This window comes from Olsenella absiana, assembly GCF_036408855.1.
Taxonomy (GTDB): Bacteria; Actinomycetota; Coriobacteriia; order Coriobacteriales; family Atopobiaceae; genus Olsenella_K; species Olsenella_K absiana.
The window spans coordinates 1-15,074 of the sequence record NZ_JAZGJQ010000007.1 but is presented as its reverse complement, the minus strand read 5'-3'; the positions used below and the strand labels follow the sequence as shown (position 1 = coordinate 15,074).

13 protein-coding genes are annotated in these 15,074 nt (G+C 69.4%); 5 read left to right on the top strand and 8 right to left on the bottom strand.

Features of this window, described 5'->3' with window-relative positions; genetic code table 11:
• Window positions 1-154 precede the first annotated feature (154 nt).
• Window positions 155-904: a 4'-phosphopantetheinyl transferase family protein gene (locus VXJ25_RS06735; protein ID WP_330958443.1), complete on the top strand. Its 750-nt coding sequence runs from the start codon at window positions 155-157 to the stop codon at window positions 902-904.
• A 148-nt stretch (window positions 905-1,052) separates the two neighbouring features.
• Here VXJ25_RS06735 and VXJ25_RS06730 read toward each other — a convergent pair whose 3' ends face one another.
• The 6 genes from VXJ25_RS06730 to VXJ25_RS06705 form a co-directional block, all read right to left on the bottom strand.
• A complete protein-coding gene (locus VXJ25_RS06730) occupies window positions 1,053-1,967 on the bottom strand; it encodes a MarR family winged helix-turn-helix transcriptional regulator (RefSeq protein WP_330958442.1) in 915 nt (304 codons plus the stop codon).
• A 203-nt stretch (window positions 1,968-2,170) separates the two neighbouring features.
• Window positions 2,171-3,649, bottom strand: coding sequence for an RICIN domain-containing protein (locus VXJ25_RS06725; RefSeq protein WP_330958441.1), 1,479 nt, complete (start codon window positions 3,647-3,649; stop codon window positions 2,171-2,173).
• A 374-nt stretch (window positions 3,650-4,023) separates the two neighbouring features.
• Window positions 4,024-4,464 (bottom strand): aminoacyl-tRNA hydrolase, encoded by a 441-nt coding sequence (pth2, locus tag VXJ25_RS06720; protein ID WP_330958440.1) that lies wholly within the window; start codon window positions 4,462-4,464, stop codon window positions 4,024-4,026.
• Window positions 4,439-4,918 carry a MarR family winged helix-turn-helix transcriptional regulator gene (locus tag VXJ25_RS06715; protein WP_330958439.1) on the bottom strand — a complete coding sequence of 160 codons (480 nt, stop codon included), beginning with the start codon at window positions 4,916-4,918 and terminating at the stop codon, window positions 4,439-4,441. Before VXJ25_RS06715 ends, pth2 begins: the two co-directional genes overlap by 26 nt.
• A 192-nt stretch (window positions 4,919-5,110) precedes the next feature.
• Window positions 5,111-6,607 carry a glycerol kinase GlpK gene (gene glpK / locus VXJ25_RS06710; RefSeq protein WP_330958438.1) on the bottom strand — a complete coding sequence of 499 codons (1,497 nt, stop codon included), beginning with the start codon at window positions 6,605-6,607 and terminating at the stop codon, window positions 5,111-5,113.
• Entirely contained in the window at window positions 6,604-7,587 is a 984-nt protein-coding gene (locus tag VXJ25_RS06705) for an alpha/beta fold hydrolase (RefSeq protein WP_330958437.1), read from the bottom strand. Before VXJ25_RS06705 ends, glpK begins: the two co-directional genes overlap by 4 nt.
• Window positions 7,588-7,884: 297 nt before the next feature.
• On the opposite strand from VXJ25_RS06705, the gene VXJ25_RS06700 reads away from it, so the two are divergent.
• The 3 genes from VXJ25_RS06700 (at window position 7,885) to VXJ25_RS06690 (ending at window position 12,193) form a co-directional block, all read left to right on the top strand.
• On the top strand, window positions 7,885-9,015 hold the full coding sequence (locus VXJ25_RS06700; RefSeq protein ID WP_330958436.1) for a hypothetical protein: 1,131 nt from the start codon (window positions 7,885-7,887) through the stop codon (window positions 9,013-9,015).
• 65 nt (window positions 9,016-9,080) lie between these two features.
• The gene (locus tag VXJ25_RS06695) at window positions 9,081-10,670 is read left to right on the top strand and encodes a DUF2201 family putative metallopeptidase (protein ID WP_330958435.1); all 1,590 of its coding nucleotides are present in this window, start codon (window positions 9,081-9,083) and stop codon (window positions 10,668-10,670) included.
• Window positions 10,667-12,193: an ATP-binding protein gene (locus tag VXJ25_RS06690; protein WP_330958434.1), complete on the top strand. Its 1,527-nt coding sequence runs from the start codon at window positions 10,667-10,669 to the stop codon at window positions 12,191-12,193. The genes VXJ25_RS06695 and VXJ25_RS06690 overlap by 4 nt, the downstream gene beginning before the upstream one ends.
• A gap of 82 nt (window positions 12,194-12,275) precedes the next feature.
• Here the strand turns inward: VXJ25_RS06690 and VXJ25_RS06685 are convergent, their stop codons facing one another.
• Window positions 12,276-12,767 (bottom strand): hypothetical protein, encoded by a 492-nt coding sequence (locus VXJ25_RS06685; RefSeq protein WP_330958433.1) that lies wholly within the window; start codon window positions 12,765-12,767, stop codon window positions 12,276-12,278.
• Window positions 12,768-12,923: 156 nt separating this feature from the next.
• Complete coding sequence (locus VXJ25_RS06680; protein ID WP_330958432.1) at window positions 12,924-13,934, bottom strand: DMT family transporter; 1,011 nt, start codon at window positions 13,932-13,934, stop codon at window positions 12,924-12,926.
• A 136-nt stretch (window positions 13,935-14,070) separates the two neighbouring features.
• On the opposite strand from VXJ25_RS06680, the gene VXJ25_RS06675 reads away from it, so the two are divergent.
• Window positions 14,071-14,943 carry a LysR family transcriptional regulator gene (locus tag VXJ25_RS06675; protein ID WP_330958431.1) on the top strand — a complete coding sequence of 291 codons (873 nt, stop codon included), beginning with the start codon at window positions 14,071-14,073 and terminating at the stop codon, window positions 14,941-14,943.
• Window positions 14,944-15,074 lie beyond the last annotated feature (131 nt).

The following is a 15,074-nucleotide window of genomic DNA, read 5'->3' as shown; positions in this document are numbered from 1 at the left end:
GTGGATTGCTATATACTGTGAGAACCAATGCGGATTTGATAGCGAGCCTTCGTTCTAGAGGTGCCGGGCGTCGGCCTTCCCTCGCTCGGAGACGCTCTCTCCGCGGGGATGGTCTTGCGCGATGACACGCCGTACGAAGGTAGTCATATCAATCTTGCATACGCTCACCCTGAGGGGGCACGAGGGCGAGTGCCGCGCGCTCGTCGCGCCTCGCTACGCGTCTGCCGCCGAGCGCGTTCCGCCGGAGCGCTCGCTCGAGGAGCTTGGCGTGGGACTGCTGCTCAGGATGTGCGCCGGCGTGACGTGCGACGAGGACCTCTCGTGGGGCGTGCGAGGAAAGCCCGCGCTCGCGGGTGCCATCGTGCCCGGCACGAACGATGAGCCCGGGATGGACGCCGCGCCCGCCAGGCCACCTGTGTCCGGAACGCCCCGGATCAGCATCTCGCACGACGCGGGAATGGTCGCCCTAGCCTTGTGCCCGGACGCAGAGGTCGGCGTGGACCTCGCCCGCATCGGCTTCGACGCGCGCGTCGCCCGCCGTGTGTTCGGCGACGAGGCTGCGAAGGCGCTGGGAGACGGATCGACGGTGGGGGAGCGAACTGCCTTCTCCTGCGCCTGGGCCGAGCTCGAGGCGACGCTCAAGGGAATCGGCACGGGGTTCGCCGCGGACTTCCGGAGGCACCCCGAGCTCCTCGATGGCTGGTTGCACGAGACGCGCGTGATCATGGGCGACGGCTCTCTCCGGACGTCTTCTGCGGTGGCGGAGAAGGACCTGGCGCCGGGAGGGCCGCGGGAGACGCTGGGTCCCACGGCATGTCTCAGCTGCGCGTGCAGGGTTCCGTTCGACCTCGAGGTGCGCTGGGAGGACGAGCGGGTGCTCGCCCTCTTCGCCAGGGGCCTCTGATCGGGGTGCGACCCGCCCCTAAGTCCCAATACGTGCGCAAGGAGAAGCCCCCGCCCCTCGGCCGGGCATTCCGGTCCGAGGGGCGGGGGCGATGGATTCCCGCTATCAGGCTGTTGTGGACTCCGTCTGGCGTCGGTCCTTGTCTCAGCTACTCGCCGTCGCGGTTGTTGCGGCTCTCGTACCTGCCGGAGTTGCGGTAGCCGCGCCTGCTGTCGTCGCGGTTGAAGCCGGGCTTGCTGAAGCCGCGGTCGTCGCGCCCGCCACGGTAGCCGCCGCGGTCGTCGCGGTAGCCGCCGCGTCCGCCACGGTCGTCGCGACCGCCACGGTAGCCGCCGCGGTCGTCGCGGTAGCCGCCGCGTCCGCCACGGTCGTCGCGACCGCCACGGTAGCCGCCGCGCCCGCCACGGTCGTCGCGACCGCCACGGTAGCCGCCGCGCCCGCCACGGTCATCGCGCCCGCCGCGGTAGCCGCCGCGATCCCTGTCGCGGCTGGGACGCGGGGCGTTGGGGTCGTCGCCCATGGCGACGAGCTTCTGCTCGAGGGACTTGGTGACCTTGACGATGTACTCGCCGAACTGGTCCTTCTCCTCGTCGGTGAGGCAGTCGAAGACGTCCTCGTTGGGGTCGATGTCGGTGAGGTCGGGAGCGGCCTGCCTGCCGGCGTCGGTGAGCTTGATCATCATCACGCGCGCGTCCTCGTCGGACTTCTCACGGGTGATGAAGCCCTTCTCCTCGAGCTTGGAGAGAAGCTCGGAGAGGGACTGCTGGCGCATGTCGAGAAGGAAGGAGAGCTCCTTCTGCGTGGTGACGGGCTTTGCCTTCAGCAGCGTGAGCAGGCGACCCTGGCCGCGAAGGGGGTCGCCGAAGCGCCCATGGGCCTCGGCCTGGTGCTTGGTGTACCGGTGCAGCAGGCCACCGAGGCGGCCCACCTTGTCCACGAGGGGCATCTCCTCGATGGTGTCGTGTGCGTTGTCGTTGCTCTTCTCGTCGGAAGCCGCGGATTCCTCCGCCTGGGCTGCGAGCTCCTCGTCGTTTGCGGGCTCGTTCTCAAAATCCTCTGCCATGAGATTCCTCTCTTGTGTCGCGCATCGCGCGAAAACAAACACAGGTACCTGTGATTGGTTCCAGCTTACTCGGTGCCCGTGGCCCGGTTACTGCGAAAATGGCTTTACATAGCACTGACACATCCGTGAACGGGCGGTGAACGTCGGCGAATCGCGCCCTCCGGCACACGCGCCATGAGCAACGAGCCGGTGCCGGCGAGGAGCTAGAACCAGCGGTAGCGGATGTAGCTGACGAGGCGGCCGTATGCCTGCGCGCCGACGCTCGTCTCCTCGACCCTGCCCCACCAGGGCCTCCTGTACGGGGAGCCCTCCCCGTTGGCGCCGATGACGCGACCGTTGCCGACGTAGAGAGCGGCGTGCGACGCCGCCTCGCACCAGCCGCTGTCGTAGTCGAGGTACATGACGATGTCACCCGGTTCGGGGTCGGACACGACCTCGAGAGGGTAGTCGAACCCGCCGGTGCCGTTCGCGGAGCCCCAGAGGTACCAGCAGTGCCCGTACCAGTCCGTGCCGAGGACCTTGTTGTAGGCGTAGCAGACGAGCATGGCGCAGCCGAAGCCCTCGTCCTCCGAGCCCCTCGGGCCGCTGTGCATCGACCAGTAGCGCACGCCCTCCTGCTCGCGTGCCGCCTGGATGACCCTCTCGCGCACGGCACCGAAGCCCCGGAAGTATTCCCAGCTGCCGTCCTTGAAGCTCCAGAGCTGCGCCTTCGTATCGTTGCCGTAGTACTGCTGCACGTTGGTGCCCTTGGCGGCGACCCCGCCCGCTGCGTCGAGGTCGAGCCCGCTCGCGATGGAGCGGATCTTGAGGCCGCCCTCGCCGGGCAGGATGGTCCACTTCTGGGCGTCGGTGCCGTTGACCTCGTACATCTGCAGGTTCGCGCCGCTGCGTCTGCTCGCGCCGGTGATGTCGAGCGACTTGCCCGTCGCGGCATTCACGATGGAGTAGGTCCCGTCCTGGTTGAGGGTGACCCGGAAGTGCTGCGCGGCGCTCCCGTTGGTCGACCAGAGCTGGACGTTGGCGCCGTCGTCCGAGGAGCCGCAGGATACGTCGAGCACGAGCGGGTAGGAGAGCCCGGACTCGATGGCGTAGGTGCCGTTCTCCACGAGCTGCGCCTGCTGGAGCGAGAACCTCTGCGCCTTGGTGCCGTTGTCATCCCAGACCTGCAGGTTCGTGCCGTTGTCGCTCCCCGCGCCGGAGACGTCGAGCCGCAGGCTCCTGTCCGCCGCGGGGGCGAGGGAGTAGGAGCCGTCGTCGTTCTTGACGAGCGTCCAGCGCGCGTCATCGCTGTCCTTGCCGACGATCCGGACGTTGGCCCTCTCGGTCGCGGCGTCGTAGCCGAGGGCGCCGCCCTTGAGGCTCACGAAGCGGTACTCGCTGCCGCCGAGGCTCACCGTGCGCCAGTACTGCCCGAGTACGTTCGCAGAGGCGTCGCTCTCGACGTTGGTCCCCTCGGTCCCATGGTCGCCCTGGGTGGCGACCCTCCTGGAGGATCCGGTGAGCTCGGGCGAGATGTCGAAGACGGCCTCGTCGGCGATCGGCGGGAGCTCGGGCTGCTCCGCGTCCTTGTCCTCCGAGGGGTCCTTGGGGCCCTCGTCCTCCGCCTCGCGGCCCTCGGGAACCTCGCCCTGCGCATGGACGGTGGCGTCAGCGACCGCCCCCGTGGGGGATCCGGTCGCCACGACCTGCCTCGTGCCTGCCGCGGAGGCTGTGGCCTCTCCCCGCTGCCGAGCCTTGCTGCCTTCATGTCTCCTCCTAGGGAAGCCCCGCGAGGGGTAGCCGCGGCGTGGAGCCGGTTGCGGCCCCTGTCCCAGCGGCCTGCCATTCCAAGGGAGGCTTCATTGACAACTCCGCATAAAGCTACCATCAGCTCGGCACGGGGGATGGGAAGATACAAAAAGTTAAATCAGCCAACGACCGGGGCCCATCCTCGCCGACGCTCGGGAGCCTGATCCAGCCGTCGTCCGGGGGTGGTCATGACGTTGCGCTGGCGGCGCCTGCGATGGCCCCTAAGGTCCCAGGTCGGGCGAGAAGTACCTCGGGACCGAGGGTCTGTCTAGAAGAGCGGGAGGTCGCCCGTCAGCGGGTCGATCTGCTCGGCGGCCAGCGGCTCGAATGCGAGGCAGGTGAAGGTCGGCTCGCCGTGGAACTCCGTGAGGCCGGCGTCGCGGACGAGCGCGACGAGGAAGCCCTGCTCGCGCCCACGCCGCGCGAGGTCGAGAAGGTCCTCCTCGCAGTCCACGTACACGCAGACCTTCGCCACCCCCGCGTCGAACCACTCGGAGAGGGGCGTGGGCTCGGTGCCCTCGTCGTCCAGGTACACCCAGCCCTCGTCGTCCGAGAGCCGCACCTCGTCCAGGCGCCGCTCGCGCGCGAGCGCCATGAGCGTCGCCTCCACGCACGCGTGCCCGGCCTGCGCTGCGATCTTCCCCTTGCGCATCTTGAGGTCCCGACGGACGACGATCATCTGCTTAGACTTGTAGGTACCCTGTGCCACGCTGCTCGTCCTCTCCTAGGTAGACCGACTCGGCGATCTCGGTCACCTTGTCCATGACCGCGATGAGGCGCTCCGCCTCATCGGCACCGACCGCGCTCACGAACCTGTCGGTCATCTCGATGGACTTGGCGTACATCTCGAAGAAGGCGCTCGCGTTCTCGGTCATGAAGTGGACGTAGACCTTCCGCCGGTCGGCGGTCGAATGCTCGCGTGTGATTATGCCCCTTCGCTCGAGCTGGTTGAGGCTCCGGTTCACCTGGGACTTCCTGATCTTCGTGCGGCGGGAGATGTCGGTGGGGGTGAGGGGTACGCCCGGGTGGGTCTTCTCCTGGCGGAAGAGCACGTGGCAGATGAGCGACTCGTTCCTCGTGAGCCGGGTGTAGGGCTGGATGTCCTCCAGGGTCGTCGACATCCTGAGCCAGGCGTAGAGTAAGGGCTCGTCGATAGCGTTCATGGCACATCTCCTGACCTTGGGGCCCGGCGTACGAGGCGCGGGCGCGCCGCCCCGGAGGGGCGTCTCGGCCTGCTCTCGATCCGACGGGTGACCATAGGACGCACGTCCCGATTGTAAGCCCTCGCCGGCCGCGGGTAACGGGACGGTTACCAGCGGTGGTCGCGCGCGTGACGTGCGGCCCCGGTGGTCACGCTACAGCAGCGTGCGCTCGACCGCCTTGCGCCACCCCGCCACGAGGGCGTCCGCGCGCGCCTCGTCCATCTCGGGCTCGAAGACGAGGTCCCTCTGGCGCAGCTCCTCGAGCTCTGAGGGGTCCTCCCAGAAGCCGGAGGCGAGGCCCGCGAGGAAGGCGGCCCCGAGGGAGGTCGTCTCCGTGTTGAGGGGGCGCCTGATCTGGCAGCGCAGGACGTCGCTCTGGAACTGCAGGAGGAACTTGTTCTGCGAGGCGCCGCCGTCGACGTTGAGCGTCTCGATCCTGCGGCCGGCGTCGGCCTCCATGGCCCGCGCGAGGTCGTGGACCTGGTACGCCATGGACTCGAGGGCGGCTCTCACGACGTGCGCCTGGGTGGTGCCGCGCGTGAGGCCGCAGATGAGCCCGCGCGCCTCCGGCGCCCACCAGGGAGCGCCGAGGCCCGTGAAGGCGGGGACGACGTAGACGCCCCCCGTGTCGCTCACGCGCTCCGCGATCATCTCGGACTCGCTCGAGGAGCGCAGGAGCCCCAGCTCGTCCCTCAGCCACTGCAGGAGCGCCCCGCCCACGAAGACCGACCCCTCGAGGGCGTACTCGGTGTGGTCGCAGCCCGGTGCAGAGGCGGCTATGGTCGTGACGAGCTGGTGGGTGGAGGTGGGGGCGGTCCCGCCGGTGTGCATGAGCAGGAAGCACCCCGTGCCGTAGGTGTTCTTGGCCTGGCCCGCCCGGAAGCAGCACTGGCCGAAGAGCGCAGCCTGCTGGTCGCCGGCGACGCCGCAGATGGGGATGCCCGCCGGGATGCCGGGGTAGCTCGTCTCGCCGAAGCTCCCCGCGCTCGGCCTGACCTCGGGCAGCATGCAGGCAGGGATGTCGAACAGCTCGAGGAGCTCGGGGTCCCAGCGCCCCTCGTGGATGTCGTAGAGCATCGTGCGGCTCGCGTTGGTGGGGTCGGTCGCGTGCACAAGGCCGCCCGTGAGCACCCAGACGAGGTAGGTGTCGACGGTCCCGAAGAGCAGCTCACCCGCCTCGGCGCGCTCCCTGGCCCCCTCGACGTTGTCGAGCAGCCAGCGGATCTTGCTGGCGGAGAAGTACGCGTCGGGCAGGAGGCCCGTCTTTGCCCGGACCATGGCGCGCACCTCGGGGGTGCCGCAGAGCTCCTCGACGAGCGGGGTGGTGCGCCGGCACTGCCAGACGATGGCGTTGGCGATCGGAGCGCCGGTCGTGGGGTCCCACACGATGGTCGTCTCGCGCTGGTTGTCTATGCCGATGGCGCAGATGTCCCGCTCGGTGAGGTTGTGGCGGTGCAGGAGCTCGGTCAGGGAGCCGAGCTGCGTGAAGAGGATGTCCTGCGGGTTGTGCTCCACCCAGCCGGGCTCGGGGAAGATCTGCTGGAACGGCCTCTGGACGAAGTCCACCATCCTCCCCGTGCGGTCTATCAGGACGGAGCGCGAGGAGGTGGTCCCCTGGTCGAGCGCGATGACGTACCTCTTGCCGTTCACGAGCGTGCCTCCAGCCAGTCGAGGAGCTCGTGGTAGACGAGCCTCCTGCCGTCCTCCTTGAGAATCTCGTGGCGCATCCCCGGGTAGAGCCTGAGCGAGACGTCCGTCGAGCCGGCGCGCCTCGCCAGCTGGCAGGCCTTGGCGACCCCCTTGCCGCAGCCTCCCACCGGGTCGTCCGCGCCCGAGACGAACAGCAGCGGCAGCGACTTGGGGACCCTGTCCGCGCAGGCCTGGCCGCAGGTCTCGAGCGTGAGGTCGCACAGCGTGGCGTAGCCGCCGGCGGAGAACATGAAGCCGCACGCCGGGTCGGCGATGTAGGAGGCCACGTTCCCCTTGTCGTACGAGAGCCACTCGAAGCCGCTCTCGGCCCCCTCGACCGCCTTGGCGTAGGCGCCGTCGGCCATGGAGTGCAGAAGCTCGCTGCGGCACTCGTCTCCACGCAGACGGCAGACGGCGAGGGCGAGCGCGCGTCCGGCGGCAGAGGCCACGGGCGGCACGTAGCCGGTGCCCGAGACGACGACGCCGGCGAGCCCCGCGCCCCGCCTCGCCGCGTAGGCGCGCACGACGAAGCTGCCGAAGGAGTGGCCGAGGAGGAAGTAGGGGGTGTTCGGCGCGATGCGGGCGGCGGTGGCCGCGCGCAGGCGGTCGACGTCTTCGAGCAGGGCCTCCTTGCCCCCGCGCGAGGGGATGGAGCCCCAGCGGGAGGGGTCGGCAGAGCGGCCGTGACCGATCTGGTCGTGTGCGCAGACGAGCCAGCCGCGCTCGGCGAGCCACAGCGCGAGCTCGTCGTAGCGCTCGACGTGCTCCGCCATCCCGTGGACGACCTGCACCACGCCCCGCGGCCGCGGCAGCGCCGAGGCGGGCGTGCCCGCATCGGCGGCGGGCCCCATGCCGGCCGGCCACGCGGCGCGCCCGTGCAGGGTGCTCGCGCCGTCGGCGGAAGCGAAGGTGAAGTCGAGAAGCTCGGGTCGTCGGTCCATTCTGCCCCCTCGTCCCGCGCGCTCGGGAGGCCCCGCGGCAGGCGTGCGGTAGGGCCATTATATGGGGAGGTGGTCCGTGCTCCCGGGAGGCGCCCGGCCGGCGGCGGGCGGCCCCCGGAGCACCCCGCCTGCCCCCCAGACCGTCCCGCTCGTCTGTTGTGGGCACCGCTCGTGAGGGAGGGGTCACCCCGCAGCCCGTGCGGGGCGCTAGAATAACTCCTTTGGAATGGGTCCCGAGGAGCGGGTCGGGACGAGGCCGCGACCGTCGCGCGCCGCGGCGGAAGGTTGGGGTGGAGCATGAGGGACGACAAGGACAGGGCGCAGCTGCAGGCCCTTCTCGCCCGCGATCGCGACGCAATCGCCGCCGGGCAGGTGACGGAGGCCGTCACTCTCACGATGGCCGTCTCTGAGCTGCGCGACCAGGCCACCGCCGCCGAGCTCGTCGACCTTCTCGAGCGCTCGTGCGTCTACGGCCCCAAGCTGCTCGTGGACTTCATGTACGACGTGCTGGCGCCCTTCGCGTACGAGGGATGGGCACTCGCGCTGGCGCTGCGCGTGGCCAGGGAGGACGTCGCGCGCGACCTGCTCGACCGCGGTGTGGACCTGCTCCAGGACGTGGAGAGGCTCGAGTTCTACCGGGCGATCGCCGCCCACGAGGCGTCGCTGTCGCGCTTCGACCTCACGCGCAACAGCCCCAACCTCTTCCTGAGCCCAGGCGAGCGGACGGTGGGATCGGAGGTCTTCGCTCCCTTCACGGGTCGCGAGCAGCTCGTGGGCGGCTCCTTCGGCACAAAGACCAGCCTGAGGGCAACCGCGTCGCTGGTCGGCACCCTCGCTGAGGAGGGGAGGTTCGACTCCGTCGTCTTCGACGACCTCTTCCGTGCCGCGGTGGTGAAGGCGGACGAGGCGTACAAGGCCCCCGACAAGCACGACCCCGACACGGCGAGGGCCTGCCTCAACCTCGCGTCCAGGATGGGACGCCTCAAGGACGAGAAGGGCTTCGGCTCGGAGTACATCGACCTCATCCTCAGCAACTTCATCCGCTCGGACGAGGACCCTCGCATCATGATGTTCGTCTGCAAGCAGTCGCCGTCGACCTTCCTCGAGGCCCTGGAGTCCTATCCCTGGCTCAGGGCCCGCCCGCGCCTCGTCGAGCGCATGGTGCCCTACCTCTCCGCGGGGACCGAGGAGGAGAACGCCTGCATCGTGGAGCTGTTCGCCAAGGAGGGCAAGCTCAACGCCCTCAAGCGGATGGGCGAGCTGCCGGCCTGGAGGGACGCCTTCACGCCCGCCGTGCTCAAGCGGGGCATAGACGCCGCCTCGGCGGCCGGGCACGCCGAGATCTCCACCTGGCTGCTCTCCCTGCACGAGCAGGCGGACGAGGGCGACGAGGACGGACGGGACAGCCTGAGCGACCTGCTATTCTGAGCGTGGGGACGCACCCTGGGGCGCGCGTCGGGGCTTTCGAGGGGGTGGCCGAGACGGAGGACAAGATGTCGAGGGACGTGGCCGCCGGTCTGCCGGGCGCCCCGGAGCAGGGGGGTGCGGCACCCGGGCGCAAGGCCGAGCTCGCACAGCGCGTGGTCGAGCTGGCGCGCTTCACGATGCTCTCTGAGAACCACTTCCTGACCCCCGCGGTCGAGCTCCTGAAGCCGGTCGCCCAGGAGGGCCTCGGCGCCGCCTTCGCCACGGACGGCAGGCGCCTCCTCTTCGATCCCGACCGCGTGCTCGAGGAGTTCGCCGACACGCGCCAGCCCCCGGTGCACGACCTCACGCACGTGGTCGTCCACTGCCTGCTGCTCCACCCCTTCACGACCCCCGCCATCGACCCGGACTCCTGGGCGGTAGCCTCGGACGTCATCGCGGAGCGCTTGACCGCCGAGCTCTGCGGCAAGCGTCCCGGCGCGCGCGGGCAGGCCCTCGACATCGTCCTCTCCCAGCTCGAGGCCGAGCTCGGCGAGCGTCCGACCACGGAGAAGGTCTACCACGCCCTCGAGGAGGGGCGCTTTTCCGGCGTGCGCGAGCGGTGGGCGGGCGCCTTCAGGGTCGACGACCCGAAGCGCTGGTTCCCCGAGGCGCACGGCCGCACCCGCGGCACGGGCGAGGCCTCCGAGGACGACGCCGCCGAGGCGAGGGTGCACGCGGGCGGCGGCGAGGGCTCCTCGCCGGTCTCCTCCGCCGCAGACGCCCGGGGCCGCACGGGCGACGAGGGGGGAGGCGCCTCGTCCGGCGCCAGGGAGGGCGCGGGCGAGGGCGCGCGCGGGGGCGAGGAGCGCGTCGGCTTCAGCGAGGCGAGCTTCGAGGCGCCGGGGGGCTCCCAGGAGCCCGACCGCGCGGAGCTCGAGGCCCGCTGGAAGCACGCCGGCAAGAGCGTTCGCCTCGACCTGGAGACCATCTCGCGCGGGCGCGGACAGTCGCTGGGCGACCTCAGGCACGAGCTCGAGGTCGCGGGTTCGCGCAAGCGCGACCTACGCGAGTTTCTCCGCCAGTTCTCGAGGGTCCAGGAGGCGATGCGCGTCTCGCCCGACGAGTTCGACTACGTGTTCTACGCCTACGGCCTCGAGCTGTATGGCAACATGCCCCTCATCGAGAACCTGGAGTACCGCGAGGAGAGGGCGGTCCACGACTTCGTGATTGTGATCGACACTTCGGCCTCGGTCGAGGGGGAGGCCGTGCGCGAGTTCGTCGAGGCCGCCTACGATGTGATCGCCCAGGGGGCCTCGTCGGGGGGCCGCACGAACGTTCACGTCGTCCAGTGCGACGCCGCCGTCAGGAGCGACGTGGTCATCGGCTCCGCGGAAGACCTCAGGAGGTGGGCCGCGGGCGTCGAGCTCAAGGGCTTCGGGGGCACGGACTTCCGACCGGCCTTCCGCTACGTCGACTCCCTCGTGGCCGAGGGCAAGCTCGCCAGGGTCGACGGGCTCATCTACTTCACCGACGGCTGGGGCGTCTACCCCACGCGCGTCCCGTCCTACAAGTGCGCGTTCGTCTTCTTGGACGAGAACTATCGCAAGGAGGTCGTTCCCCCGTGGGCGGTGCAGTTCGTGCTCTCGCCCAGGGAGCTCAAGGAGGTTGCACGATGAACATCAAGCAGGCGACCGAGCAGGTCGAGTGCGCCGTCAGGGCCTATCTCGCCACGGACGAGAACGGCCTCTACCTGATCCCCACCCAGATGCAGCGCCCGATCATCCTCATGGGCCCGCCGGGCGTGGGCAAGACGGCCGTCGTCTCCCAGGTCGCGCAGCACCTGGGCATCAACTTCGTCTCCTACTCCATCACGCACCACACGAGGCAGAGCGCCCTGGGCCTGCCCTACATCGACGACGCGACCTTCGGCGGCCACGCCTACAAGGTGAGCCGCTACACCATGAGCGAGATCATCGCCGCCGCCTACGACGCCATGGAGGAGACCGGCGTCAACGAGGGCGTCCTCTTCCTCGACGAGGTCAACTGCGTCAGCGAGACGCTCGCCCCGGCCATGCTTCAGTTCCTGCAGTTCAAGCAGTTCGGTCAGCACCGCCTCCCGGAGGGCTGGGTCATCGTGACCGCCGGCAACCCGCCCGAGTACAACCGCTCGGCGCGCGAGTTCGACCCGGCCATGCTCGACCGCATGAAGCGCATCGACATCGAGCCCGACCTCGACGTCTGGCTCGACTACGCGGTTGCGCACGGGGTGCACTCCGCGATCACCTCCTACCTGCAGGCCAAGCCCGACAACTTCTTCCACGTGCGCTCCGACGTCAAGGGGACCCGCATCGTCACCGCCCGCGGCTGGGAGGACCTCTCGCGCATGGTCCAGGTCTACGAGCGCGAGGGGATGGACGTGAGCCTCTCCCTCGTGAGCCAGTACCTGCAGGACCCCGACATCGCCGAGGACTTCTCCCTGTACTACGAGCTCTTCCAGAAGTACCAGGACAAGTACCACATCAAGGACGTCCTGGCCGGAGGCGTCCCGCCCGAGGGCAAGGCCCGCCTCAAGGCCGCGCGCTTCGACGAGCGGCTCGCCTTCCTCAACCTGACCCTCGAGGCGCTGCTGCGCGAGGTGCACGCCGACGTCAGCGAGGAGGCCGCCCTGAAGGACGTGCACAACGACCTCGCCACCCTGAAGCCCAAGCTCGACGGCGCGAGCGTGCGCTCCGCCTTCGCCGAGCCGGTGAGGGGTGCGGAGGAGGAGCTCAGGCGCCTCTCCAGGGCGGGCGCCTCCAAGGCGCGCCTGGACGCGGCCGCGAGCCACAAGGCGATCCTCGGGAAGGTCGCCGCGGAGGCGCTACGCAGCGCCGCGGCGCTGCACGGCACCGAGGCCGGCGACGCCGCGTGGAAGGGCGCGACGAGCTGCTTCAACGACTACGTGCGCAGCCTTTCGGCCAAGGTCGAGCAGACGGGCGACGAGCTCGACCACGTCCTCGACTTCCTGGACGACGCCTTCGGGGACGGGGAGGAGATGCTGCTGTTCGTCTCGCGCCTCGCGTGCGACGAGCAGTTCATGGCCTTCGTCACGGCGCACGGCTCCCACAAGTTCCTCGAGCACAGCAAGGGCCTCATGCTGAGCGAGCGCGGCCTGGGGCTTCTCAAGGAGGTCGACGAGTTCCGCAAGGAGGGCGAGTAGCCGAGAAGGACGTGCGCCCCAAGGCTCCGGCGGCGGGACACCCCGCCGCCTCGCATGCCCTGCCGGCGCCTGTCGGCGCGGCCTACTTGACGCTGACCAGCTCGGTGTGGTCGATCACGTAGTCGACCATCTGCTCGTAGTTCTCGCTCGACTTGTGGAAGGTGCGCCGCTTTCGGCCGCAGAATACGAGCTCGAGGGAGTTCATGTCCTCGCGCGTGTCGTAGGCGACGACGTCTGACCATGGGTGGTGCTCCGAGCGGCGGGTGCTGCTCGTGTAGACGAGACCCCCCTCGTCCATCTCGACCCGCTTGTTGAAGTAGCCGAGAATCTGGATGACGCCCATGACCATGCTTGCGGCGACGATGGCGAGGAGCAGGATCCGGACGAGCGCGAGGACCCAACCCGGGCCCCAGATGGGCGAGAGGCAGAAGGCGGCAACCAGGGCGCCTGCGACCTCGACCTCGATTCCCACGAGGAGGTTGGAGCGCACGTGCTCGGTGCAGGTGACGACGGGCGAGAAGCCCTCGGGGGCCGGCGACGGGCGTACGTCCCCCCGGGTCTGCTGCTTGGACATATATCCCCTCCCTGGTGCGGGCGTGGGTCGGACCCTACGCGGAACCCTACGGACGCGGGTAAGTGTAGCCCTTCGGCTCGCCGGGAGGGCGCAGGGCGAGAGGGGCGCGCCAGGGCGAGAAGGACGCGCGGTGTGCGCGGCCTGCGCCCCCAGGGGCTAGGCGCCGCGGACCTGCGTCGCCGACACCGCCGGACGCCTGCGGGCGTCGGGGCGGCCGGTGCGGGCGCGACGCGCGTGGATGCGGCCGGCGCGCGCGAGCTCCGCGTCCTTCTCGCCCGCAGAGGCGGCGTCATGGCGGTTGCCGACAAGCTCGCACCACACGGCGCCGCCCAGGATGCATGCGGTGCCGACGACGCGGGCGAGGCCGAAGGGCTCGCCCAGGACAAGGGCGGAGAGGACCACTGCGGAGAGGGGCTCGAGGTAGCCGAGGACCGCGACGCTCTGCACCGGCAGCGCGTCGATGGCGGTGTAGTAGGCGTAGAGCTCGACGGCGGTGTTGACCAGGCCGATCACGAGGACGGGGACCACGGAGGAGGCGGGGATGGCCACGAGGGCGTCGCCGCTCGCCACGAAGAGGACGGCCACCGCGGCGAGGCTGCCGCCGAGCTGGATGGTCGCGTTCTCGAGCCCGTGGATGTGGCTCACCCGCTTGGCGCAGACCACCATCAGCGCGTAGCACAGCGTGGTGAGCGACGCCAGGAGGAGGCCGGGGACGGACGGGTTGGAGGCGAGGCTGTCGGAGCCGATGAGGAAGGCGCCGGCGGCCACGACGGCGAAACCGAGGACCTTGTGCCTGTTGAGGCGGTTCCCGAACAGCACGGGCGAGAGGGCCATGACCAGCACCGGGCCGAGGTAGTAGATGAGCGTGGTGACGCCGACGCCGATCATCTGGTAGGAGCGGAAGAGCAGGATCCAGCCGGTGCCGAGGGCGGCGCCGGAGGCGAGCAGGTAGGGCACCTCGCGCGGGTGGCTCCGCGCGGCGAGGCCCTGGGTGCCGCGGTTCCTGACGAGCAGGACCGCCGCCAGGGTCACGAACCCGATGAGGGCGCGGAGCAGCGGCACCTGGTCGGAGGGGAGGTCGATGTAGGCGGCCACGATCCCGTTGGAGCCGCACAGGACGAGCGCGAGGAGGTACTTGACGAGGTCAGAACGCCTGGCGTTGCTCATGGGGTACTCCACTCCGAGATGGAATTAACCTTTCTGTAAATATCCCATCATCCGACAAATTATAAAAGCGAATATATTAGATGGGTATCATGAGGAAACCAGATGCAAGTGGGGCACGCTCCCCGCATAGGGGCAGGTGACGACAGAGACGGACGCGAATATCCAGAAGTACCGGGCGCTCGTCGAGACCGTGCGCCAAGGCAGCTTCACCAAGGCCGCCGCCACCCTCAGCTACTCGCAGAGCGGCATCAGCCGCATGGTGGCCGACCTCGAGCGCGACTGGGGCATCACCCTCCTCGAGCGAGGGCGCAGCGGCGTGCGCCTCTCGGGCGACGGCGCGCGCGTCCTCCCATTCGTGGAGATGGTCTGCGCCGACTACGACCGGCTCGAGTCCGAGGTGGCAGACATCCGCGGCATCGCCTCGGGCAGGATCCGGATCGGGACCTTCTCGAGCGTGGCGACGCACTGGCTTCCGGGCATCATCAAGCGCTACGAGGAGGCCCATCCCGGCGTGGACTACGAGCTGCTCATGGGGGACTACACGGAGATCGAGGGCTGGGCCGCCTCGGGGAGGGTCGACTGCGGGTTCGTCTCGCGCGTCCCCAAGGACGCGAGCCTCTCGTACGAGGCGCTCAAGCGCGACGAGTACTTCGCCATCGTCCCCAAGGACCACCCCCTCGCGAGCAAGGCGTCGATAGACGTGGCCGACCTCTGCACGGAGCCGTTCCTCCTGCTCAAGCGCGGCGAGGACGACGAGACGGGCATGGTCTTCGAGGGCACCGGCTTGACGCCGGATGTCCGCTTCGAGACCTGGGACGACTACGTGATCATGTCCATGGTGGAGAGCGGCCTCGGCCTCGCGGTGCTGCCCTCCCTCATCCTCAGGCGCAACCCCTACCGCATCGTCCCCAAGCACCTCACGGAGCGCAAGTACCGCACGATCTACGTCGTCCACCGCGCCGAGCCGCTCCTCTCCAGGGCCTGCGCGGACTTCCTGCGCTACCTGTAGCGGCGCCCGGGATGACGTACAGTTTCTTTCGCAAATGTTGAGAACCGAATAGACCCAGTCCCGCGACAGGGACATGGCCCCGCTGACGGTAGGATGGTAAGTCGCCAAACAAAACCAACTGCCGAAGGAGC